Source organism: Candidatus Zixiibacteriota bacterium (assembly GCA_040753495.1).
GTDB lineage: Bacteria > Zixibacteria > MSB-5A5 > GN15 > PGXB01 > DYGG01.
This window is the reverse complement of record JBFMEF010000015.1, coordinates 1-22,162: the sequence shown is the minus strand read 5'-3', so window position 1 is coordinate 22,162 and position 22,162 is coordinate 1. Positions and strand designations below refer to the sequence as shown.

The following is a 22,162-nucleotide window of genomic DNA, read 5'->3' as shown; positions in this document are numbered from 1 at the left end:
AGGAAGGTGAAGTTGTGAAAGATAAATTACTGAGGGTTTTGATAGTCGGAGGAATGAGTTTGTTGTTCACGGCATCCCTGGCATTCGGGGATGTCTATCCTACTAACGTCTGGATGAATTTCTATGGTTCGGTCTCGACATACAACGGCCAGCCGCTTCCGGTCGGTTCCATAATTGACGCCTATGACGGTCAGGGAACTCACTGCGGCAGCGACACAGTCATAACCGCCGGCAATTATGGTTTCATGCCGGTGTATGCGGACGACCCGTTATCGGGCATAGATGAAGGGGCGTCAGCAGTAGGCGAGACCATAACCTTTGTCATTAACGGACGTCTTGCCGCCGTCCACGGTCCTGATATGCCCACCTGGACCGGAGTTCTTGGCGATGACAAAGAAGTCAATCTCTCGGCCTCTGCCATAATCTCTATCGCTCCCTATTCCATGCCGACCGACCGTTTCGCCACTCCCGGCGATACCATCCGATACATGGTCGGGGTGCAGAATACAGGGCAGGGGATTGATTTTTACACGATTTCGGCAACCTCCAACAACGGCTGGATTGTTCGTCCTTTCTTCGGTTTCGCCTATGCCCCGGCCGGGCAGGTCGCCTATCTGTACTTTGATTTTCTAGTCCCGCCGGTGTTGTTTGAAGATACCACCGATATCATCACCTTTCGGGTTAGTTCTGGTATTGACCCGACGGTCTATGTGGAAGGCTCGGTAACCACCCATATTGTAATGACGGATGCTCCCGGCGACGGCTCTCCGCTTTTGCCGGCTTCGTTCAGTCTCCATCAGAATTATCCCAATCCCTTTAACCCGGTGACCGTTATCTCCTTTGACCTTCCTCGGGCGAGTCACGTTTCTCTGGCGATTTATGACATCCTGGGCCGTCAGTTGGAGAGTTTCGACCTGGGTCACCTTGGCGCCGGAAATCATTCCATAGAATATTCGGCGGCGTCGCGCACCAGCGGTGTTTATTTTTATCGACTCACTGCGGGAGAGTTTTCTGATGTGAGGAAGATGATTCTGCTGAAATGATTTTATCTTGATTGATGATTCAGAAGCCCCGCCTGGCGGGGCTTCTTTATTTGACTGTTTTTTTATTGTTGCCATTTCTCAAATTATATATAATTTCGCTGACTGTTAGAATTGGCATTATTGAGATGGAGAGTTTTTGAGCGTACGGATTTCTATCTTCGGCAAGTCTGACCGCGGTCTGGTTCGAAGTGGCAACGAAGACTCCTTCCTGATAGATACAGAAAACAATCTTGTCCTCGTCTGTGACGGCATGGGGGGGCATCAGGCGGGGGAAGTCGCTTCTCGTGACGCCTGCGCCATTGTCAGTTACAGTTTCTCTCAAATCGCCAGCGCCCTGATGGAAGATGCAATCCTCAGTCTTCCGGCAACGCTGCCGCCGCTGGGTGACCTTCTTATCAAAGCCATCAGACTGGCTAACCGCAGCATCTATTTCCGTTCCCGTTCCCGCAGCCATCTATCAGGCATGGGGACCACCATTGTGGGAGTTGTCGTCGAGAACGGCATAATCAATATCGCCCATGTCGGCGACAGCCGCGCCTATCGATTGAATTTCGCCGGGCTGGTCCCTCTCACCACTGACCATTCCTGGGTCGCGGAACTGAAACAATCCGGTCAGTTTTCCGAAGCCGAAGCCGCCATGATGGTGGGAAAAAATGTCATCACCCGCGCACTGGGCGTCAATGAAAAGGTGGAGATAGACTACCGCGCCGACCGCATCTCGCCCGGCGATATTTATATCCTCTGTACCGATGGCCTGTCGGCTTACGCCGATGATACCGATATTTTTGCCGCCATCAAGGATTGCCGTGACGATATCAACGGCATCGTCGAAAACCTGGTCCGGCTCGCCAACGACCGCGGCGGGCAGGACAATGTCACTGTCGCCGCTATCCGCGTTGATGAAGTCTCCTCCGAAAATACCCAGAATGCGGTGCCCCCGGTGACGGTCGGGGTGGAGAGCGATGAGGCTCTCTTGCGAGAGAATGAAATCATCGGTGCCATAATTCAGCAAGAAGAAAAGACCGAGCAGTTCCGCGTCGAGGGCGTGGAGGCAGTTGAGAAGAGACGTCCCCTCGTCTGGATTTTCGCTATTTTTATTGTTATCGCCGCCATTATAATTATTATCACCACCGGTAAGTAACTACTTTCACTGACGTCTCCGGCGTCCTGATTCTGTCAAAAAGCCCGGGTAAATTGGGCGTCGCCGGCAGCTTTTGTTTTGCTTGACAGACCCAACTGCAATTGCCTATATTCTTCACACTCGAAACGCGCCCATAGCTCAATTGGATAGAGCGTCTGGCTACGGACCAGAAGGTTGGGGGTTCAAGTCCTCCTGGGCGTGCTTTTTATTGCCCCGTTTTCCTTAAATCTCAAGTAAGAATTTTGACGCCGCAGTTGCCTTCTTCATTATATTCATGAAATTATGGAAAGAGATGCTCTTTACCTGGTAACGCCGGAACAACCGCCAATATTCAATATGGCGTTGGATGAATGGCTCTTTGGCCAGGTTTGCCGCAAAAAATTGCCGCCCGTCCTGAGGCTCTACAGCTGGGCTCCTCCCGGAGTTACCCTTGGCTACAATCAACGCTATGAGCGGGCCATCGACCCATTAAAGATGACTGCCCCAATTCCGGTCATTCGGCGAATCACCGGAGGCCGAGCCATTTATCATGAGACCTCGGAGATAACTTTCTCTTTTTCAACTTCGCTGCAAACCTTCGGAGCCGACTTTCATTCCCTCTCGGCGACGAATTCCAAAATGTCCGAGCTCCTCAAAGAGCTTCTCATCCGGTTGGGAATCGATGCCCATTGGCAGCGACAGTCGCAAAGCCCCCCAACCAATTCCCCATTGAAGTCGCAAGCCTGTTTTCAATCGGTTGCCAAGTATGAGCTTACCGCCGGAGGCTCAAAAATCGCCGGAGTCGCTCAAAGAATAAAAGGCAATTTTATAATCTTCCAGGGTTCGCTCAAACTTAATGGAATCTCCCCATTCCCGGCTATCGGTCAGGGAGCGATGGAACCGGCAGCGAAAGCCAACAGCAGCGCCGGGTATTCCATGGACGAATTGAAAGACTTCTTTCCCGCAGTTTTTGCGAAATATCTTCATCTCAAATTCAATGAATTTTCTCTTTCCTCTCGGGATAAGGCGGAACTTGCCGTAAAAATCGCATTTCTGACCAAAAATCCGCTGGAAAAGCGCGGATTTGATTGAACAATATTGGCGCCTCCAAAGTCTTTATCTTTGAAGAGGTAAGGGAGCGATTCTCCCGATGGAAAATTGGAAAAAATCGCTTGACTTGCCGCTGCCAACGGAGGTATTATATATGCCTATGGGAGTAAACCGGATAGGTATGGGAATGAGCGCCTGTGCTTGAGATGACAGGCCTGCGATGGAGCTACTCCTCACTTTCCGTCGTCAGATGCCAAAGAGTTTCTGCAATGTATTTAAACAATAACAATCCCAATCCCATAATGGACTTACGAATAAGAGTTAGTAATTTTATAGATTTCAGGAGGAAAGGGTTATGAGTGGACTGCCCAGGAGATTTTCCCTTCTCGTAGCTGTCATATCCGGGCTGTTGCTTCTATCATCCGTCGTCTTTGCCGCCGGAACCGGCAAAATCAAAGGTCGTGTCACCGATAAGGAATCGGGCGAGCCGATTCCCGGCGCTTCCGTTCTTATCGTCGGTACCACCCAGGGTGCCATGACCGACCCCGACGGTTCCTATCTTATTAATCTGGTGCCGACTGAGACTTATGTCTTGCGCGTCACCTCTGTTTCCTACAATACGGTCGAGATTTCCGATGTGGTCGTCTCCACCGATAAGACCACAGAAATAAACATTCAGATGGAAAAATCGGTGACCGACATCGGTAAAGTTATCAAGGTCACCGCCGACCGCGACAAGATTGACAAGTATGAGTTCACCGGGACTGTTCGTATGACCCGCGAAGCCATCAAGACTATGCCGGTCACGAATGTAGATAAACTGCTTCAGCAGACGGCCGGTGTGGTAACCACCTCCCAGGGTGAAGTGATTATCCGCGGCGGTCGCGCCGGTGAAGTCGCCTACATCGTTGACGGCGTCAATATCGGCGACCCACTTGGCGGTTATGGCCCAACCACACTGGGGCTTTCGCTTACTTCCGGCTCGATTCAGGAAATCAGTATCATCAAAGATGGCTTTGACCCCGAGTACGGCAACGCCCTTTCTGGCATTATTAAAATAACCACTCAGACCGGTTCTGCGGAAAGAACCAATCTCTATCTGCAGTATCTGACCGATGACCTGGGAAATGCCACCCTCAACAAATATTCTAATAATTACGACAATCTGGCATTCAGTATCGGCGGTCCCGATCCGATTTTCAAGAGCCGCGTTCTGCCGGCGCTGGGACTCAATTTTCTTGAAGATAAGGAAGTGACCTACTATCTGTACGCCGAGATGACCAAGACCGGCACCCCTTACAGCTATGACAAATACTCCTCCGATAATACCGCCATGCGTTACGGCAAATTCAACTTCCTTGGTTTCGATATTCCGGAGCGGCAGCTCAATGATTACACCATAAATGCCAATCTGATGATGAAACCGCTCAACAATATGAAGGCGATCTTTTCCTATAAGAACAGCGTCAATCATTATACCGATTTCAATTGGATTTATCGCTACACCCCCAATACGGCGCCGATTAACGAGACTAAGTGGCAGTCATATTCTCTGGAATTCACCCACCAGCTTTCCAAGAATATGCATTATTATCTCAAAGCCGCTTACTACAATCGCGATGTGCAATGGAAACCGGGTGACCCCAATAACCCCGGGGAGGGGCTTGACCCCGACCAGTTCCTCCGCTACACGGATTTCGAAAGCTTCGATGACCGTAACGGCAACGGCATATATGACCCGCCCGAGCCGATTATCAACGTTTTCCCCGACACGATGATTTACGGTCGTGACCTTTCTGCCCCGCTTTACACTTACGGCAATTCGCCCTTTATAAATAACTCGCAGGCCGGTTACACCTATGTGACCAATTTCCGCTTCAATGATGGCTCGCGCGGTCCCTATCTCGAAGGTGAGCCGTTTATAGACCTCAACGGTAATGGCGCCTGGGACCAGGGTGACTATCTCTATGACACCAACGGCAATGGCGTCTATGACTCCGACCGCCGCGACATCATTGACACGCGAAATGAAGAGCCTTATATCGATGGCGATATCAACCTCGGTGAGAAATTTATCGATGTCAATAACAATGGCAGTTACGAGGAAGGGATCGATATCTTCGTCATGTCGGCCGACCCCGACAAAAACATGGATATCGACCGCAACTCCCGCTACACCTATCCGTTCGAACCCTGGGTACCCGGTATCGATTTTGTTGATATGAACGGTAATGGCGTTTATGATGCCCCCAATCGTCGCTACGACCCGGGCGAGCCTTTTACCGACCTGAACGGTAACAATCAGCATGACGGTTCCGGTAGCAGTTCCTTCTTGAATGTCGGCAATTATGAGAGCGAAACCGTTTGGCACCATCGGCGCATCCAGCAGTATTCTCTGGAAGGCAAGGTGTTCCGTCAGTTGGGCGCCCATGAGTTTAAAGCCGGTATCGAAGTGAAAAAGGAGTTCCTTGATAAGGAAGATATCCGTTCGCTGGAGCAGATTTACAACGGTCGCGACGATGGCGGTCGCTATCCCGGCATCGGCGAATTGCGCGACTTCTATGATTACAATCCCCTCAGCGGCTCTCTCTACTTGAGAGATAATCTGGAATACGGCTCGATGATTGCCAGCCTCGGTTTCCGTTACGACTTCTTCATCCAGTCCGGCGGTCTGGAAGATGTCGCCCGACAGGACGACCTTGGAAGCGGCATCATTCTCGGCGACCGGACTCGTCTTTCACCGCGCATCGGTTTCTCCTATCCGATTTCCGATAAAGCCAAAATTCATTTCAACTATGGTCACTTCTACCAGCTTCCGTCTTATTCTTTCATGTATGACCGTAATACCACTGCCGCTGCCGCCAATGACGTCGTCGGCAACTATAACCTCGACTATGTCAAGACCATTCAATACTCCTTTGGCGTCAAGTATGCCATGTCGGAAGATTATTCCATAGACGTTTCCGGCTATTTTAAGGATGAATTCGATAAGATTAACAGCGCCAATGTCAAGCTCGGCGGCGGCGCTCTCGTTGTGCAGCGATATGAGAATCGCGACTACGGCCGCAGCCGCGGATTTGAAGTAATGCTTGATAAGCGCGGCGGCCGTCTTATCAACGGTGAAGTCAGCTATACTTATGCTTTTGCTTACGGCAAGCAGTCGCAGACCCGCACCACTTACTTCAGCGATTTTTATCTGAGTCGCGAGTCTCTTTCGGAGAAGCCGCTCGATAACGACGTTCGCCACTCGCTCAAATGCGGCGTTCAGCTGGTCATTCCGGAGACTATGAAACCGAAACTGTTTGGCATTGCCATTCCGAACGGCTGGACCTTTTCAATTCAGGGACTTTTTGAGACCGGTCGTCCCTTTACTCCGGGACAAAAATATCCCAACCTTGACATTGAAGCCGGTGTCGATATCGATGAGAACTCGATGCGTCGCCCTTCCGTGCTTAACTTCGATGTTCGTTTCGAGAAATACTTCAAGCTGGTCAATCTCAACTGGCGCTTCATCGTCTGGGTCGATAACCTTCTGGACAACCGAAACGTCCAGGGCGTTTACGCCAATACCGGGCGCGCCGATACAAACCAGAACGATGGTTACAATGTCATGGGCGGCACCGATTTTGACCGCAATCCAGAGAACTGGAATTACGGTCGGCAGATTAAACTGGGATTGCAGCTTAGCCTATAAGTTTTGAAAATAATGGTTTTATATAGGAGATGAATTCGATGAAACCTAATAGATTCCGCGTCGGATTGCTGATGCTTGCCATTCTGGCTCTGCCGATGTTCGCGTTTGGTCAGGCAAAGGTAGGTACGACCGGCTTAAATTTCCTCGAGTTAGGAGTATCCGCAAGGGCTATGGGTATGGCGGAGGCTTTTTGCGCGGGGGTGAATGACGCCTCCGCCGTGTACTACAACCCCGCCGGACTGACCTATGTCTTTGGCCGCGATGCCATGTTTACCCATGTCGATATGCCCGCGGATATCAATTATGAATTCTTTGCGCTGGTCTTTCCGCTGGAGCAGGTTGGCGGTGTTGTCGGCGTCAGCGCCTATTCTCTGAACGCCGGCGATATCCTCTATACCGACTACTACTATCCCCTGGGAGTTGACCAGAATAACAATGCCCAGTATTTTTCCGCCGGCGACCTGGCTATCGGCGTCAGTTATGGCCGATTCCTCACCGATAAATTCTCGGTCGGGGTCACGGCAAAATTCATCCAGGAGAATCTGGAGCTGAAGAAAGCCTCCGGGTGGGCCGCCGATGTCGGGACGCTCTATAATTCGGGCTACCGCAATTTCAAAATCGGAATGGTCATATCCAATTTCGGTCCCGATTTCAAATTCATCTCCAAAGCGTTTCCCCTTCCCATCAACTTCAAGTTTGGCGCTTCCATCGATGCCCTGAACACACCGAACCATCTTGTTTCCATCGGAGCCGAAGGAAGCCACCCGGCCGACAACCTGGAAAAATATAATGTCGGATTGGAATACTGGTTTCAGAATAAGTTCAGCCTCCGCATAGGGGAGAGGCTGAATTATGATTCCGACGGTTTTACCGCCGGCGGCGGCTTGCGTCTTCCCATCGGGGAAGAAATGGATATCTCGGTCGATTACGCTTATCAGGACTTCGGATGGCTCGACCAGGTGCATAGATTTTCAATCGGACTTTCCTTCTAATGGCTATGATTGGGAAGACAAATTTCTGGAGGAATAATATGAAGCGGAGCTTATTGTTAATTTCCGCAGTGCTTCTCGGCTTATATATTGTGGGGGGATGTGACAAAGAAATCAAGGGGCCTCCCCGCGCGAATATTCCCCCCATCGTGGAATTCGTGAATATTCCGGTGGATGGCGCCCAGTTCTCATCGGATACCACCATTTACTGGTATGGCACCGATGTTGATGGCTTTATCAAGTATTTCCGCTATGCCGTGGTGGAAAGCACTATCGTCGGAAACGACCCCGATGGCTTTATTAGCACTGCCCCGAGTAACTCCATACCCTGGATTGTAGTGCCGGTAACTCTGCAGAGTCCCGGAACGAAGGACAAGGTGAAGATGTCGGCTGATGTCAGCGACCCGGTGCGCAAGTTTGTCGCATCCTACATCTTCATTCAGGCCGTGGATAATCTCGATGCCGGCTCCCGTGTTGTGTACCGGATGTATCGCAAGAATAATCACTTCCCGATTACGCTGGTAACGGCCAATCCGATTCATGACCCGTATATCAACGCCAAATCCCCCGGAATCGGTTCAATTTCACTGGAGGGTGTCAGCATTCAGTTTTCCGCCACTGACCCGATCGATTACCCGCGCAACCCGCCTCCTTTTGAGTATCAGTGGAAGATGTACGGTCCGTTTGATAGCCTTCAGATGGATACAATCAATATGCTTTACGTTGAATCGGTCTTTGTCGACAACTTCGGCGACTTCTACTATCTGGGTGATTTCTATAAGACTGTCAATAGAATCGACACTACCATTGATACCACCACGATTCCGTGGGATACGACCTTCGATACCGTCTTCAATTTCATACTGGTCGATACTCTAAAAGGCGGCAATCCCTACGGCTCCTGGGATATGTTCTTCTATATTGATTCCCTGCCGCCTCGCTTCCAGAGAGTGATTGGCGAATCATATAATCCCTTAACCGGTCAGCCCTGGGTGAATGACGAGAATATCAATGTTTATGACGTCTTCCGTTACGACACTGTCTCAACCGCGGGCGACACCACGCGACTGAAATACTTCGTTATCTGGTGCCAGGCGCGCGATGATTCTAAAGTCCCCGACCCGGTTCCGGATTATAAATGGACCTCGGTAATCGAACCGAAATTTGAACGCGAGGTCATACTCCTTGACCTCACCGAGTACGGCAATACCACAGCCGGAAACTACAACTACGCGCTTTTCCCGGGACGTGATGGATATCCGGAATCGACGCCACCCATGATAAAGACTGTATACGGCGACCTGATAAATACCTGGAAACCAGGCTCTTTTGACACCGATAATATCTTGCCTGATGATACCATCTACAATTTGTCTGGCGAGGGCCCTTACTTCGTCTATTACAGTACCTTCCGCTGCACGCAGGACTATTATGCGATAGCGGCCCTGCTCAAATATCCTCTCGGAGGCATGCCGGTAATTTCCTTGAGAGATGTGCTCAAGCACAAGATAATTCTTCTGGTCAAGGACAATGCCACCCGTGTGATAAATCTTGAATCGGTTGAAGGGGAGTCGATTCTGAAAGGTATTCGCAATGGTATGAGTTGCTGGGCCATGATGCGCCGTCCCTTCGCCAGCGGAACCGATATATTCGACGGGCTTCCACCCAATCTCCTGCAGTCGGCGCCATCTGAATACCGTATCGCTTTCGGCGTCGACCTGATATCCTTTACAGCCTGGGCTGAATTTGTAAGTTATCTGCAGTTTGGTCCTCCCGCTTTCTGGGGTCCCTATGGACAGATTCGTATTGAGGATTTTGTCGGCGCCTACAGTCTTGACCCGAATATGCCCGACCTCAATATCGATACTCTCCTGCTGGAATCTCGCTACTACTGGCATCGCCCGCCCTCATACGGCGCTCTGAGATTTCCTTTCCGTTGCGCTACCGCTACCGGTCCGATGGTGGTGGGGGCCTATCCAGAGGTCGGATATGTCGCCAAGCAGAGCTTCAGCGACACAGCTTTATACCTCTACAAATCAAAGTACGGCACCAATACGCCGCAGCTGTCTTATACCTGTAGCACCATTAGAACCGGCAATGTTTTGAAGTACGAAGGCACGGTGGTGGCGATTAAACGGAACACTCCGTTTTTCCGCACGGCTCACTTCACCTTCACATTGCTGCCTTTCGAGAGAGAGGCCGCCCTCGGTGTCTTCGAACCGATGATGGATTGGTTGGCTGAGCAGCCATTCCTTGGCGCCGGCAAACTGGCTCCCAATGCTTTCTCCGGCTCGCAACAGCAACTTCAGGAGCTGGATAATGTCCTGCGCGATATGCAGATTAAGAAGAAAGCCGGCCTGCTGCGGAATATTGTCGAAGAATAGAATTTTCTGATTTAGAAAATAAGGGTCGAAGATACCACTTCTTCGACCCTTATTTATTTAATTGATTCCCAGATCTGTTTGATGGCGGCATTCTCCGGAAAACGACGGCGGGCTGTTTCTAACGTTGCTTTAGCCGACGACACCTGCCCGCTCAGGAGCAGACCGCTCGTCAGATTGATGTATGCCTCTGCCAGACTGGAATCGAGCGCTATCGCTTGACGGCTCATTTCGATTGACTCTGTCAAAAGATTCTGCACTCCGTAAATATATCCCAGCTCATAGAAGGCTTTTGCCTTGAGACGTCTCTGTCCGGCGTCATACGCCTCGGTGGAATAGAGGAAGGCATTATCATCCATTTCTACCGGGGCTGCTTCCTCAGCCAGCGCTCGCTTGAGATAAAGTTCGGCTTTGCCAAATTCCTTCTTCTCTCCGAAAATGATGCCGGCATCAAGATAAAGTCGCCCTCTTCGTGGCAGATTTCTATCCGCTTCCTTCAAGAGCTCTTCCAGGCTTTCCAGGTCCCCCTTGGCGCCGAGGACGCGAGTCTTCGCCAGATATCCATCAAGGAAATATGGCTTAGCCTCAATCGCCCGGGTGGCATAAGTCAGCGACGAATCCATCATTTTCCTCAGATAGAATACAGTTGCCAGGTTGCTTAGCGCCCTGGCGTTGGCAGGATAATATGCCAGCTCCTTCATGAAATAGAATTCGGCCGAATCGGTTTCGCCCTGCCGCAGGAATGTTGCCCCAAGATTCAGATTCGCCTCCGGAAATTCCGGGTCGTCGTCAAGAAGACGGTAATAATTTTCGCGCGCTTGCTCAAAGTCCCCGGAATACAAGAAGTAGTTTCCCTGGTTAAAATAAGCGCTCTTTATGTTTTCAGTGTCAATCTGATAGAGATTACTTATAGAGAAGATATATACTGCCCCCGCTGTTGCCAGGCATAATCCGCTCAGCAGAAGCCGCCCCATCCTTATCGTATCCATCAGAGAAATTGCGCCAAACGACGCCAGGCAGAAAAGGAACGGCAATATCGGCAGCCGGAAACGGGCGTTAATGAAATAGAGCGCGGTTGTCCCGGCGAAGAGAAGAATCATCCCCAGAACTAAGATGACATCCTGTCTTCTCTCTTTGAGTCTTCTCAGGAAGAACAGGGATAAAAGCGCCCCCGCCAGAATCATGCCAAAATTCAACGGCGATATTCTCAAAATCGGATTCGCCGCAAATACCGCGTTGAGATTCCGATTATTGGAAACTTCATAGTTATTCAAGAAGAAATATATCTTTTTTATGTACAGCCTCGCGAAATCTGCAGGATTCTCAACTATCCACTGCCATCCCTTCCTGTACCAGTAATCGGATATTTCTGACGGGGCGAGCGATTGTCCCGTCTCTTTCTCTGTCAGATATCGAATATCTTCAATTTGCCAGTTAGCGCCGATTTCCGGGACTGATGCCGTCAAGCCGTCAGCGCGAGAATTATTGCCAATATAAAAATTGATTCCTCCTGATGATGCCACCAGCACCGGGTCTTTGGAGACAGCATAATTCCTGATTGTTACCGGCAAAATGACAAGGATAACGCCTGCCATGAAAACTGCAAACAATCCGACTGCCTTCTTGATTCCGCCGCTTCTGAGAAAAATGTACCCCGCGATAACAATAAAAAGCGGCAGTACTACCGGTTTTGTAATGGCGGCAAGTCCCATAAGAAGTCCCGAATATGCATAGCGGCGATACCCCGGTTGCTGCGCCGCCGAAAGAAGTGTCAGAACTGCCGCCTCCAGCAGAAATGTTAGAAACGGCTCAACCATCAATTCCGATTCATAGTAAACCGCCAATGGATACAGGGCATGAATTCCGGCGGCTATGACCGCAGTACGCTTGTCGAAAACCTTCTCCGCAATCTTATAGGTGAGGCCAATAGAAATGAGTCCAAAGAGACACCCGGCGATTCTTGCCATAAGAATTGAATGCCCAAATACGACGTAAATTAATCCCAGAAAATAGATATACAGCGGCGCGCGGAAGAACGCTTCCGCTCCGACCCAGTCGCCCGATGCGATTGCCGCTGCCCAGCGGTCATGATAGAGAGAATCGACCAGCAGTTGGCTCCATTCAGGGCTGGCATAATAGTGAAGAAGATAGATAAGTCGGTACAATCCCCCCAGCAAGATTACAATGGTCAGAGGGTCTGAAAAGATATTTCGGAATTTGAATCGACGCATCAAACCAAAATAAACTCAACCACGATTTATTTCAACTGTTAAGAGGCTGCAATCCTGTTCCTATATGCATACTTCAAGACCGCCCTGCAAAATGAATCCATCTCCCTGAGCAAAACTGTGCATAAAATAAACAGTTTATATAAACAATATAAGTTACAATGCCACAATATCTTATGGCTTGGCGAGTCTGGTTCGTCCGTTCCGGATTATCTTCATTTGCATCTCCAAAATGTCCTCCTCCTGCGGCATATCGGTTGCTCGAACCTCTATCAGAAGATGCTGAGGAGAACCAAAATGCTGAAATACTTATCGAATCTCTTTGTCCTGGTCATCACTTTTTCCGCCGTTATCACCCCTTTTCCTGCGTCGGCCGCTTCTCTCTCTCCAGCGCTTTCGGAGCTGATCGATAAGAATCAGTCTTCTCCCATTGATACCATCATCTCTGTCTTGGTTTTCGCCACTCCAGAAGCCGAGACTACTCAGAAGATTAATGCTTTTGCGGAGACCTCGCGCAGTCTTGAAGCCACCCGGCTGCATGCCGTGGAAAATCTGTCGCGTCAGAATTCGGCGCTTGTTGCCGACCTGAAAAAATCGATTCAAGCTTTTTCTCCTTCGGCCCAGTTTCGGGAATTCTGGGTGGCGCCGGTTCTTCAGGTGACCCTGCCGCTGTCGCAGCTGCCGAAGATTGCCCGGCTTACTGCGGTGACCTCGATTGTCGATAATGCTCCGGTTGAATATATCGCTCCCATTGATGAACAACTCCCCCGTTTGAATAAAATCTCGACCGTCTCGACTCATCTATCAGCGCTCAATATCCCTTATCTCTGGAATAGAGGGCTGCGGGGCCGCGGACGACTGGTCTGCAGCTTTGATACCGGAGTTGAAGGCTCTCACCCGGCCCTTTCAAGCAAATGGCGCGGTAGTAAGACTTCTTACAGCGCCGCCTGGTTTGCTCCGGCGCTGACCGATACTATCCCGATCGACAAGGTGGGCCACGGAACCCACACGATGGGAATTATGGTCGGAAACGCCGCCGCCGATAGTTTCGGCGTGGCGCCTGATGCCGAATGGATTACCGCCGCCGTTATCGACCAGGGGAGAACCTTGAGCAACACGGTAGCCGATATTATTGCCGCATTTCAATGGGCGCTTAATCCCGATAACAATCTCTCCACCGTTAATGATATGCCCGATGTGATTCTCAACTCATGGGGAATTCCTACTTCTATCTTCCCGCCCTGCGACGGGACTTTTAATCAAGTAATCGATAATGTGGAAGCGGCCGGTATCGTGACAATTTTCGCTGCCGGAAATGAAGGTCCTGACCCGATGACCCTTCGGATTCCCGCCAACCGCGCCAGCAGCCCGCTCAATTCCTTTGCTGTCGGCGCTCTGGACGCCGCCAATCTCACTATCGCCAATTTCTCCAGCCGGGGACCCTCCAGCTGCGATAATACCAAAATCAAGCCGGAAGTAGTCGCGCCCGGCGTTTCGGTCTATTCATCCTACAAAGGCGGAACTTACCGCCTGATGAGTGGAACTTCCATGTCCGCCCCTTTCATCGCCGGTTTGGTTGCTTTGATGAGGCAGTACAATCCCAACGCCACTGTGGCGGAAATCAAGACCGCCATCCTGAATTCCTGCCGCGATTTAGGCGCGGCCGGAGAAGATAATAATTACGGATATGGCCTTCCCGACGCTTCCCGCATACTCAACTACCTGCCCGTGCCGCTTATGCCTGAAGTCTATCTCGCGGGGCAGGTTATCAGTGGAGACGGTATCGCCGACCCGGGCGAGACTTTTGACCTCTTCCTCCGCCTCAATATCCCGGCCGCCAATGTCGATTCCCTGTTCGCTACTATCGTCTCCCTCGATTCTCGTGCCACTGTTATCAATAGTTCTTCACCGTACTTCTTTGAGCCGGGGGGAAGCTATTCCATCAATCCATTCGCTTTCAGATTGCGCTTTGATAGCGCGCTAATTAACGGCGCCTCGATGCCGCTGGCGTTGCATATAACCTACCCCTTCGGTATGGGTATCGATACTCTTCCTCTGCAGGTGACGGTGGGACGGGCCCCTAACGGCTCGATGCTGACTCACTCCACCGCCGCCATCCAGTTCACCGTCTCCGACTTTGGACAGTTCGGCTTGGGCATAAATTCCATCTATTCCGCCGGCGGTGAGGGATTTAAATATGACGGCTCCTCGAACCTGCTTTACGAAGCCGGAATAATAATCGGCAGGAGCGCCCTGCAGCTCTCTTCTTCCGTTCGCGACAGTCTGGCGCGCGCCGACCAGTCCGATTTCATGCCGCTGACGCCCCTAACATCCTCAACCCTTTCCTCCAGCGGCGGTTTCAGCAGTTTTTCCCGTTTTGCCGACAGCGAGTCGCCTATCCCGATTCCGATTTCTGTCAATCAGACGGTACTTAGTTTTGATGAAGCGGGTGAAGAAGACTATCTGATTATTAAATATTACCTTGTCAATAATTCGCTGGAAAATATAAACGGTCTTTACTTTGGCTTCTTGACCGATTTCGACCTTTCCCCCAGCGGTGACCAGGCCGGTTTTGATTCCGATAACGGAATGGTCTATCAACTTGGCGAACAAACCGCTATCGGCATTGTTTCACTTAAAGCCATGAATGGTATATCGACGCTGGAGAACGGAGGCGCCAAGATTGGGCTTACCTCGCAGCAGAAGTTCGATTATATTAAGAGAAGCGGAACTATGATAAACAACCTTGTTGCTGCCGACTTCATGACCCTCAATTCTTTCGGTCCTTACTTCATTCGTCCCGGAGATTCGGTCGAAGTCGCTCTGGCTCTTGTTGCCGGTCATGATTTAAATTCTTTGAAATATTCCGCCAGCCGCGCCTGGGGCAGGTATCTGGGCAGCACCGATGTCAATGACGATTCCCCGTTACTTCCTGAGCAGTTTGTACTTCATCAAAATTACCCCAACCCTTTCAATCCGGCGACTACCATCAGCTTTGACCTGGTTCGTCGCTCTGAAATAACTCTCTCCGTTTACAATATTCTTGGGCAGAAAGTAACGACTCTGCTGCATGGCTCTCTTGACGCCGGTCGTCACGAAGCGCTCTGGAACGGATGTACCGACAGGGGAGAAGCAGTTGGCTCCGGACTCTATTTCTATGTCCTGAAGACCGAAACCGCCGTCCTGACCCGCAAGATGATGCTTGTTAAATAAAACTTGAATGAGAGATAACGGGAAACATACCTATAGACTGAAGTGAGGAATCATAAATGAAAAGTAGATACATGATTAAATATGCCGTCCTCCTGCTCTGGCTGGCGCTTATTTACCCTGCGGCTTACGCCGTGCCGCCGTCGCCGGAGGTTATCGAGAAGTTGAAAGCCGAAGGCATATTTGATGATTTTGTCAATCGGCTCAATGATGCCCGAAGCCGCGGTATGGATGCACCCGCCGCTATCAAAGCCAAAGACAAACTTGCCACCGATATCAATCAAGTCGATACCGTCAGAGTCCTCGTAATTCTGGTTGATTTCAGCGATAAACCGTACACCGCCGGCGCTATTGCGGCCACTCCGCCACTATTTGATTCGGTGTTATTTTCGGAAGGGAAGAACCCGAGCGGCTCCATGACGGAATACTATCTCGAGAACTCTTACGGCACATTTTTCATCATCGGTGATGTCTATGGCTGGTTCCGGATGCCGGAGCCGATGAGCTATTATTCCCCATACGGGACCAATGGCATTGGGTCCTACCCTAACAATGCTCAGCGCCTGGCTGAAATCGCGGTCGATTCCGCCGATGATTATGTCGATTTCTCGGTTTATGATTCCTGGGGGCTCGGCGGTGGACCGGATGGGAAAGTGGATGGCCTCTTTGTGGTGCATGCCGGAACTGGTTTCGAGGAATCGGGCGACGAAGCCGAAATACATTCGCATAAGTGGCACCTCAGTGTCCCACAGACAAGAGACGGCGTTGAAGTCTATAATTACACGATGGAGCCTGAAGAGTCTGACGCCGTTCCCGGGATCTCTCCCATCGGTGTCTTCTGCCACGAATATGGTCATTTTATCGGTCTGCCCGACCTTTATGATATCGCCGATATCGATAATACCTCCGCCGGATTGGGTCGCTGGTCGCTCATGGGAAGCGGCAGTTACAACAATAATTCCCGCACACCGGCGCATTTCGATGCCTTCAGCAAAATAGCCGCCGGTTTTGTTACCGAAACCAATGTGACCGGCAATCTTGTCAATGCGCCTATTCCCCAGGTCGAAACCAACCCGGTCATCTATCGGCTCTGGTCAGATGGCACCTATGGGTTGCAGTACTTCCTGGTGGAGAATCGCCAGTTAACCGGTTTTGACGCCTATCTGCCGGGCGAAGGGCTTCTTATCTATCATGTATATGATATTCTGGGTGATGCCGACGGCAACAATTCCGGTATCCCTTATCGCGTCGCTCTGGAGCAAGCAGATGGACTTCGCAATCTGGAGTTCACCTTGTACAACGACGGTGACGCCGGCGACCCCTGGCCCGGAAGCGTCAATAAGCGCTCCTTTGATGACCTCTCGGTTCCCGACAGCCGCGGCTATGGACCGACTATCACCGAGGTCTCGGTCTGGAATATTTCTGACCCCGATTCGGTAATGTACGCCAATCTTGATATCCGCTGGTCCCGTCCCTATATCGCTCTCGATTCTCTGGTTTTTGTTGATGAGCATTCCGATGGCTTCTTCGACCCCGGCGAAACGGTCCAGGTCTTTTTCTTCATCAAGAATCTCTGGCTCACCGCCGCCAATGCCAATTTCACTCTCTCCAGCAATGACCCGTCGATAAATATTAACAACCCCTCGGTATTTCGCTCTTCTCTTACGGGAGACGGCGCCTCCGCCAACAACATTTCCAGCCCGCTCAGTTTCGTTGTTCCCGACACCATCACGCCGACCTATGATTCGTTCTTCCTTGACATTTCCACCGATGGCGGAACCTATACAAATGCATTCGCGGTCGAAAAAGTAATCGGCAGACCGCAGGTCTTGATTGTCGATGATGATCGGGGCGACTCCTATGAGGATATCTATTTCGGCGACCTGTACGCCAAAAGAATTCCTGCCGATATCTGGGAAAAGCGGATTCTGGGCGCTCCCCCCGGACCTTTTATGAACAACTACCGCATGGTTTTCTGGTTCACCGGTGATACCGCGTCAGGCTATTTGCAGGCGGCCGATATTACTTCCATAAAGACCTATCTTGACAATGGCGGCAATCTCTTTCTGACCGGTCAGGATCTTGCCGATAAATTGCGGGTGCAGGACTCGCTCTTCCTTGAGAATTATCTTCACGCCCGATACGGCGGCGCCGGTTTCAGCATCTATCATGACGGCATCGCCGGCTCGCCTGTAGGCGAGGGAATCGCAGTGCGCTATTTCAGCGGCAATAATCAGATTTTCACCAGTTCTGACAAGATAATCCCGGTCAATGGCGCGCTGCCGGCGTTCAAATTCCGCAATCAGACCAATTACTCGGCGCTCACATACGATAACAATTACAAACTGGTCTTCTTCAACTTTGGATACGAGGGCCTTCAAGAGATGCCGTCGGCAGGATTCGTTCGTCGCGATTCTCTGATGAGCCGTATCATCAGTTTCTTCGGCTCCTTCACCACCGATATAAAAGACGATAACACTTCCCGGGTTCTCCCGCAGAACTTTGTGTTGCGCCAGAACTATCCCAATCCTTTCAACCCCACCACCAGGATTGACTATACTCTCAAGGCAGTCACCGGAGCGGAAATACCTAATACCAATATCAGAGTTTACAATATTCTTGGGCAGGAAATCAGGACTCTGGTGGATAGAAAAGAATTGCCCGGCAACTATTCGGTTGAGTGGGATGGCACCGACCGTAATGGCGTCCGGGTTGCCAGCGGAATATATTTTTACAGACTGACCCGAGGAGCGGATAAAGAAACCAGAAAGATGGTTCTCCTTAAATAAGCCAGCATTATTCGGCTCCTCAGCAGAAAAAGCCCCGTCCGCATCTCACGGGGCTTTTCTATTCCTCCCCTTGTCGGTTGACAACCTTTCCTTCTCCTTGTAAATTTCACTGCTTGATAAAATCGGCCGAATATTTAGTGCAGGAATAAACGCTCGCGTCTTCTGTCACCATGAACGATAGACTCATTTTAGGCCAGTACCGCCCCTCCAATTCTTTTGGACACCGGCTCGACCCGCGGGGAAAAATATTTTTTGCCCTGTTTATCATGCTCCTCAGCATTTTTACCACGTCAATCTACTTCTATCTCGGCATCATTGCCGGTGTCACCATCCTGCTTATCTTTTCCGGCATAACCGCCGCCATTATTCTGCGCAATCTCAAACCGTTTCTGATTCTTGCGCTCATCACCGCCCTGTATCATCTTATCTTTTCTGCCCGCGATACCGAAAAAGTGATGGAGATATTCGGTTTTGCCCTCACCTCCGGCGGCATCGAAATGGCGGTGTCGTATTCATTGCGAGTCCTGGTTTTTGTGACTATCGCTTTCTTTGTCTCGCTTACCACCGCCCCGGATGAATTAGCCGAAACCCTGGTCAGCTGGCTTAAGCCGTTCCGGAGATTCGGCATCCCGGCCGAAGATATCGGATTAATCGTCTTCATAGCCATGCGCTTCATTCCCGTGCTGGCGGAGGAATTCGATATGATTCGTAAAGCCCAGATGGTCCGCGGCGTCACTTTATCGGGTAAACTCCGTGAGCGGGGACGCAAACTGCTGTACCTTCTGATACCGGTCTTTCATTCGGCTCTTCGCCGGGCTGATGAACTGGCGATGGCTATTGAATCGCGCGGGTATGTCAGCGGTGAGCCGCGAAGCGCCTACCATATATTCCGCTTCCGCGCTTCCGATTGGTTATTCCTTGCCGCCGCTTTGTCCTCCGCGGCAGTTCTGTTTTTTTTGACCGGAGAATTAAGTCGACAATGAATATCAGGCTGGATATCGAATACAAGGGAACAGACTTCGCCGGATGGCAATATCAGCCGGGGCTGCCGACTATCCAGGGAGAAATTGAGCAGGCGATCAAAAAGACGACCGGAAAAGATGTCGCGGTAATCGGAGCTGGAAGAACCGACGCCGGCGTGCATGCCCTCCATCAGTTCGCCAATTTTAAAATTGAGCATTCCCTCCCGCCTGAAAAGTACAAGAATGCCCTCAATTATTATCTTCCTCGAACCATATTAATCAAAGATGCTGCTGTCGTCGATGATTCCTTTCATGCGCGGCGTTCCGCCCGCTGGCGTCACTATCGTTATCTAATTGACACCGCCAAATCGGCCCTCCATTTCGAATATCGCTGGGAAATCGCGCATGAACTTGTCTTATCCAGATTGAATGAAACCGCCTCCAAAATCCTGGGAGAGCATGATTTCTCCGCTTTCTGCACGGTGGCGTCACAGAAGGAAGAGAACTCATGCCAGATTATGCAGGCGGGCTGGCAAAATGATGGCTCCCTCTTTATCTTTGATGTCGTTGCTAACCGCTTTCTCCATAGCATGGTCCGGTCTCTGGTCGGACTGATGGTCGAAACCGCCAAGCCCAACGATTGCTTGACTTTGAAGGAATTTGGCGATATTATGACATCCGGCGACCATACGCGAATCAAACATGTCGCTCCGGCAAGAGGGTTATATTTGGCCGATGTCGGATATTGACCACAACGAAAACGAGGTTAAGAATTATGAAAATATTTATTGATACTGCCAATCTTGATGAAATCAGGGAAGCGACCGCCATGGGGGTTATCGATGGTGTGACAACCAATCCCTCGCTTGCCGCTAAAGAAAAAATGCCGTTCCGGGAAATTCTCAAAGAGATTTGCAAAATCGTCCCGGGACCGGTATCGGCCGAAGTGGTGGCGCTTGACTCCGGAGGGATGATAAAGGAAGGGCTCGACCTTGCCTCCATAGCCGAAAACATCACCGTCAAAATTCCCACCACCAAGGAGGGACTAAAAGCGATTCGGGCGCTGTCGGGTAAAGGGATTATGACCAATGCCACTCTCTGTTTCTCGCCGTCGCAGGCGCTTCTCGTGGCTAAAGCCGGCGCTACCTTTGTTTCTCCTTTTGTGGGACGGCTCGATGATATCTCCCACAACGGAATGGAACTGATAAGCCAGATTTCGCAAATCTACAACAACTATGCTTTCGGCACTGAAATCCTGGTCGCTTCAGTCCGCCACCCGCTGCATTTGGTGGATGCCGCTATGATGGGAGCCGACGTCGCCACCTGCCCTTTCAAAGTGATTGAGCAATTAATCAAGCATCCTCTGACCGATATCGGCCTGCAGAAGTTTCTTGACGATTGGAAGAAAGTGAACCAAGGATGATAAGCCGTTACACCCTGCCCCAGATGGGGGAGCTCTGGTCGGAAAAATCGAAATTTCGCCACTGGCTCGATGTTGAACTGGCGGTCTGCCGCGCTATGGCGCAGGCCGGGATGATTCCACACAGGGCTCTCAAGAATATCCTCAAGAAAGCCGACTTCGATGTCAAGCGTATTAGCGAAATTGAAGCGACAACCAATCATGATGTCATCTCTTTTCTCACTTCCGTCAGCGAATTTGTGGGCCACGACTCCAAGTATATCCACTTCGGCATGACCTCCTCCGATATGCTCGATACCGCTCTCTCTCTCCAGATGAAAAAAGCGGCAACTCTCATCGACAAGAAAATTGTCGCCGCCCTCGATAAAATCAGGAATCTGGCGCTTAAGTACAAAATGACCCCTGTCATCGGGCGCACTCATGGAGTGATAGCGGAGCCGACCACCCTCGGATTGAAATTTGCCGTTTGGTACACGGAACTGGAGCGGGGACGGGAGCGCTTTCGTCAGGCGGCCGAGGCCTGCGCAGTCGGCGCTATATCGGGAGCGGTCGGCAACTTTGCCAATATTGACCCTAAAATCGAAACCGCCGCTTGTCGTTTACTGGGGTTGAAGGTCGACAAAGTCTCCACCCAGGTTATTCAACGTGACCGTCACGGCGCTTATATTGCCGCCCTGGCGATTCTCGCCTCCTCTCTTGAGAAATTTGCCACCGAAATCAGAAATCTTCAGAGGACTGAAATAGGGGAGATGGCGGAGGGCTTCGTCCGCGGCCAGAAAGGCTCCTCCGCCATGCCGCACAAGAGAAACCCGATAACAGCCGAAAGACTGACCGGAATTGCCCGCGTTGTCCGCGGCTATTCGCTTTCCGCCATGGAGAATATCCCCCTCTGGCACGAGCGCGATATCGCCCACAGCTCGGTCGAGCGAATCATAATCCCCGACAGCACTATCATCGTCGATTACGGGCTGAAACTATTCAATGACATCCTGGAGCGGCTGGTAATCGATGAGAAAAGAATGCTTGAGAATATCTATCGCTACGGCGGAATTGTCTTCTCGCAAAGGGTGCTGTTACTCCTGACAGATAAACTCGGCAGCCGGGACCGCGCCTATCATCTGGTGCAAAGAAACGCCATGAAAGCCTACGAAGGTCCCGACGGTTTTCAGGACCTTGTAAAGGAAGACCGCGAAATCCGCCAATACCTCAGCGAAAATGAAATCGATGCCTGTTTCGACCTGGAATATTATCTCCGCAATGTCGGCAAGATATTCAA

General features: G+C 50.8%; 13 protein-coding genes and 1 tRNA gene. 13 read left to right on the top strand and 1 reads right to left on the bottom strand.

Annotation, left to right across the window (positions count from 1 at the left end; translation table 11 throughout):
- Positions 1 to 53 precede the first annotated feature (53 nt).
- The 7 genes from AB1690_00930 (at position 54) to AB1690_00900 (ending at position 10,280) form a co-directional block, all read left to right on the top strand.
- Positions 54 to 1,043, top strand: coding sequence for a T9SS type A sorting domain-containing protein (locus tag AB1690_00930; GenBank protein ID MEW6013864.1), 990 nt, complete (start codon positions 54 to 56; stop codon positions 1,041 to 1,043).
- A 136-nt stretch (positions 1,044 to 1,179) separates the two neighbouring features.
- Positions 1,180 to 2,184: a protein phosphatase 2C domain-containing protein gene (locus AB1690_00925; GenBank protein ID MEW6013863.1), complete on the top strand. Its 1,005-nt coding sequence runs from the start codon at positions 1,180 to 1,182 to the stop codon at positions 2,182 to 2,184.
- Positions 2,185 to 2,311: 127 nt separating this feature from the next.
- Positions 2,312 to 2,385: transfer RNA gene (locus AB1690_00920), tRNA-Arg, on the top strand.
- 81 nt (positions 2,386 to 2,466) lie between these two features.
- Positions 2,467 to 3,255: a biotin/lipoate A/B protein ligase family protein gene (locus tag AB1690_00915; protein ID MEW6013862.1), complete on the top strand. Its 789-nt coding sequence runs from the start codon at positions 2,467 to 2,469 to the stop codon at positions 3,253 to 3,255.
- A 313-nt stretch (positions 3,256 to 3,568) separates the two neighbouring features.
- Complete coding sequence (locus AB1690_00910; protein ID MEW6013861.1) at positions 3,569 to 6,907, top strand: carboxypeptidase-like regulatory domain-containing protein; 3,339 nt, start codon at positions 3,569 to 3,571, stop codon at positions 6,905 to 6,907.
- A 38-nt stretch (positions 6,908 to 6,945) separates the two neighbouring features.
- Complete coding sequence (locus AB1690_00905) at positions 6,946 to 7,899, top strand: PorV/PorQ family protein (protein ID MEW6013860.1); 954 nt, start codon at positions 6,946 to 6,948, stop codon at positions 7,897 to 7,899.
- Positions 7,900 to 7,937: 38 nt separating this feature from the next.
- Positions 7,938 to 10,280, top strand: a complete 2,343-nt coding sequence (locus AB1690_00900; GenBank protein ID MEW6013859.1) for a hypothetical protein — start codon at positions 7,938 to 7,940, stop codon at positions 10,278 to 10,280.
- 53 nt (positions 10,281 to 10,333) lie between these two features.
- On the opposite strand, the gene AB1690_00895 is transcribed toward AB1690_00900, so the two are convergent.
- Positions 10,334 to 12,508, bottom strand: coding sequence for a glycosyltransferase family 39 protein (locus AB1690_00895; protein ID MEW6013858.1), 2,175 nt, complete (start codon positions 12,506 to 12,508; stop codon positions 10,334 to 10,336).
- Between the two features lie 294 nt (positions 12,509 to 12,802).
- On the opposite strand from AB1690_00895, the gene AB1690_00890 reads away from it, so the two are divergent.
- The 6 genes from AB1690_00890 to purB all read left to right on the top strand — a co-directional run.
- Positions 12,803 to 15,718: a S8 family serine peptidase gene (locus AB1690_00890; protein MEW6013857.1), complete on the top strand. Its 2,916-nt coding sequence runs from the start codon at positions 12,803 to 12,805 to the stop codon at positions 15,716 to 15,718.
- 56 nt (positions 15,719 to 15,774) lie between these two features.
- Positions 15,775 to 18,504 carry a M6 family metalloprotease domain-containing protein gene (locus tag AB1690_00885; GenBank protein ID MEW6013856.1) on the top strand — a complete coding sequence of 910 codons (2,730 nt, stop codon included), beginning with the start codon at positions 15,775 to 15,777 and terminating at the stop codon, positions 18,502 to 18,504.
- 170 nt (positions 18,505 to 18,674) lie between these two features.
- Positions 18,675 to 19,487, top strand: a complete 813-nt coding sequence (locus tag AB1690_00880) for an energy-coupling factor transporter transmembrane component T (GenBank protein ID MEW6013855.1) — start codon at positions 18,675 to 18,677, stop codon at positions 19,485 to 19,487.
- Positions 19,484 to 20,215 (top strand): tRNA pseudouridine(38-40) synthase TruA, encoded by a 732-nt coding sequence (gene truA, locus AB1690_00875; GenBank protein ID MEW6013854.1) that lies wholly within the window; start codon positions 19,484 to 19,486, stop codon positions 20,213 to 20,215. Before AB1690_00880 ends, truA begins: the two co-directional genes overlap by 4 nt.
- A gap of 26 nt (positions 20,216 to 20,241) precedes the next feature.
- On the top strand, positions 20,242 to 20,889 hold the full coding sequence (gene fsa / locus AB1690_00870) for a fructose-6-phosphate aldolase (GenBank protein MEW6013853.1): 648 nt from the start codon (positions 20,242 to 20,244) through the stop codon (positions 20,887 to 20,889).
- A partial coding sequence (gene purB, locus AB1690_00865) for an adenylosuccinate lyase (protein MEW6013852.1) occupies positions 20,886 to 22,162 on the top strand: 1,277 nt, incomplete at its 3' end. The genes fsa and purB, both read left to right, overlap by 4 nt.

Coding starts and splice junctions, on each gene's coding strand:
- AB1690_00930 (MEW6013864.1), top strand. CDS start 54: ATGAGTTTGTTGTTCACGGCATCCCTGGCATTCGGGGATGTCTATCCT.
- AB1690_00895 (MEW6013858.1), bottom strand. CDS start 12,508: ATGCGTCGATTCAAATTCCGAAATATCTTTTCAGACCCTCTGACCATT.
- AB1690_00880 (MEW6013855.1), top strand. CDS start 18,675: ATGAACGATAGACTCATTTTAGGCCAGTACCGCCCCTCCAATTCTTTT.
- AB1690_00915 (MEW6013862.1), top strand. CDS start 2,467: ATGGAAAGAGATGCTCTTTACCTGGTAACGCCGGAACAACCGCCAATA.
- AB1690_00890 (MEW6013857.1), top strand. CDS start 12,803: ATGCTGAAATACTTATCGAATCTCTTTGTCCTGGTCATCACTTTTTCC.
- fsa (MEW6013853.1), top strand. CDS start 20,242: ATGAAAATATTTATTGATACTGCCAATCTTGATGAAATCAGGGAAGCG.
- AB1690_00900 (MEW6013859.1), top strand. CDS start 7,938: ATGAAGCGGAGCTTATTGTTAATTTCCGCAGTGCTTCTCGGCTTATAT.
- AB1690_00905 (MEW6013860.1), top strand. CDS start 6,946: ATGAAACCTAATAGATTCCGCGTCGGATTGCTGATGCTTGCCATTCTG.
- truA (MEW6013854.1), top strand. CDS start 19,484: ATGAATATCAGGCTGGATATCGAATACAAGGGAACAGACTTCGCCGGA.
- AB1690_00885 (MEW6013856.1), top strand. CDS start 15,775: ATGAAAAGTAGATACATGATTAAATATGCCGTCCTCCTGCTCTGGCTG.
- AB1690_00910 (MEW6013861.1), top strand. CDS start 3,569: ATGAGTGGACTGCCCAGGAGATTTTCCCTTCTCGTAGCTGTCATATCC.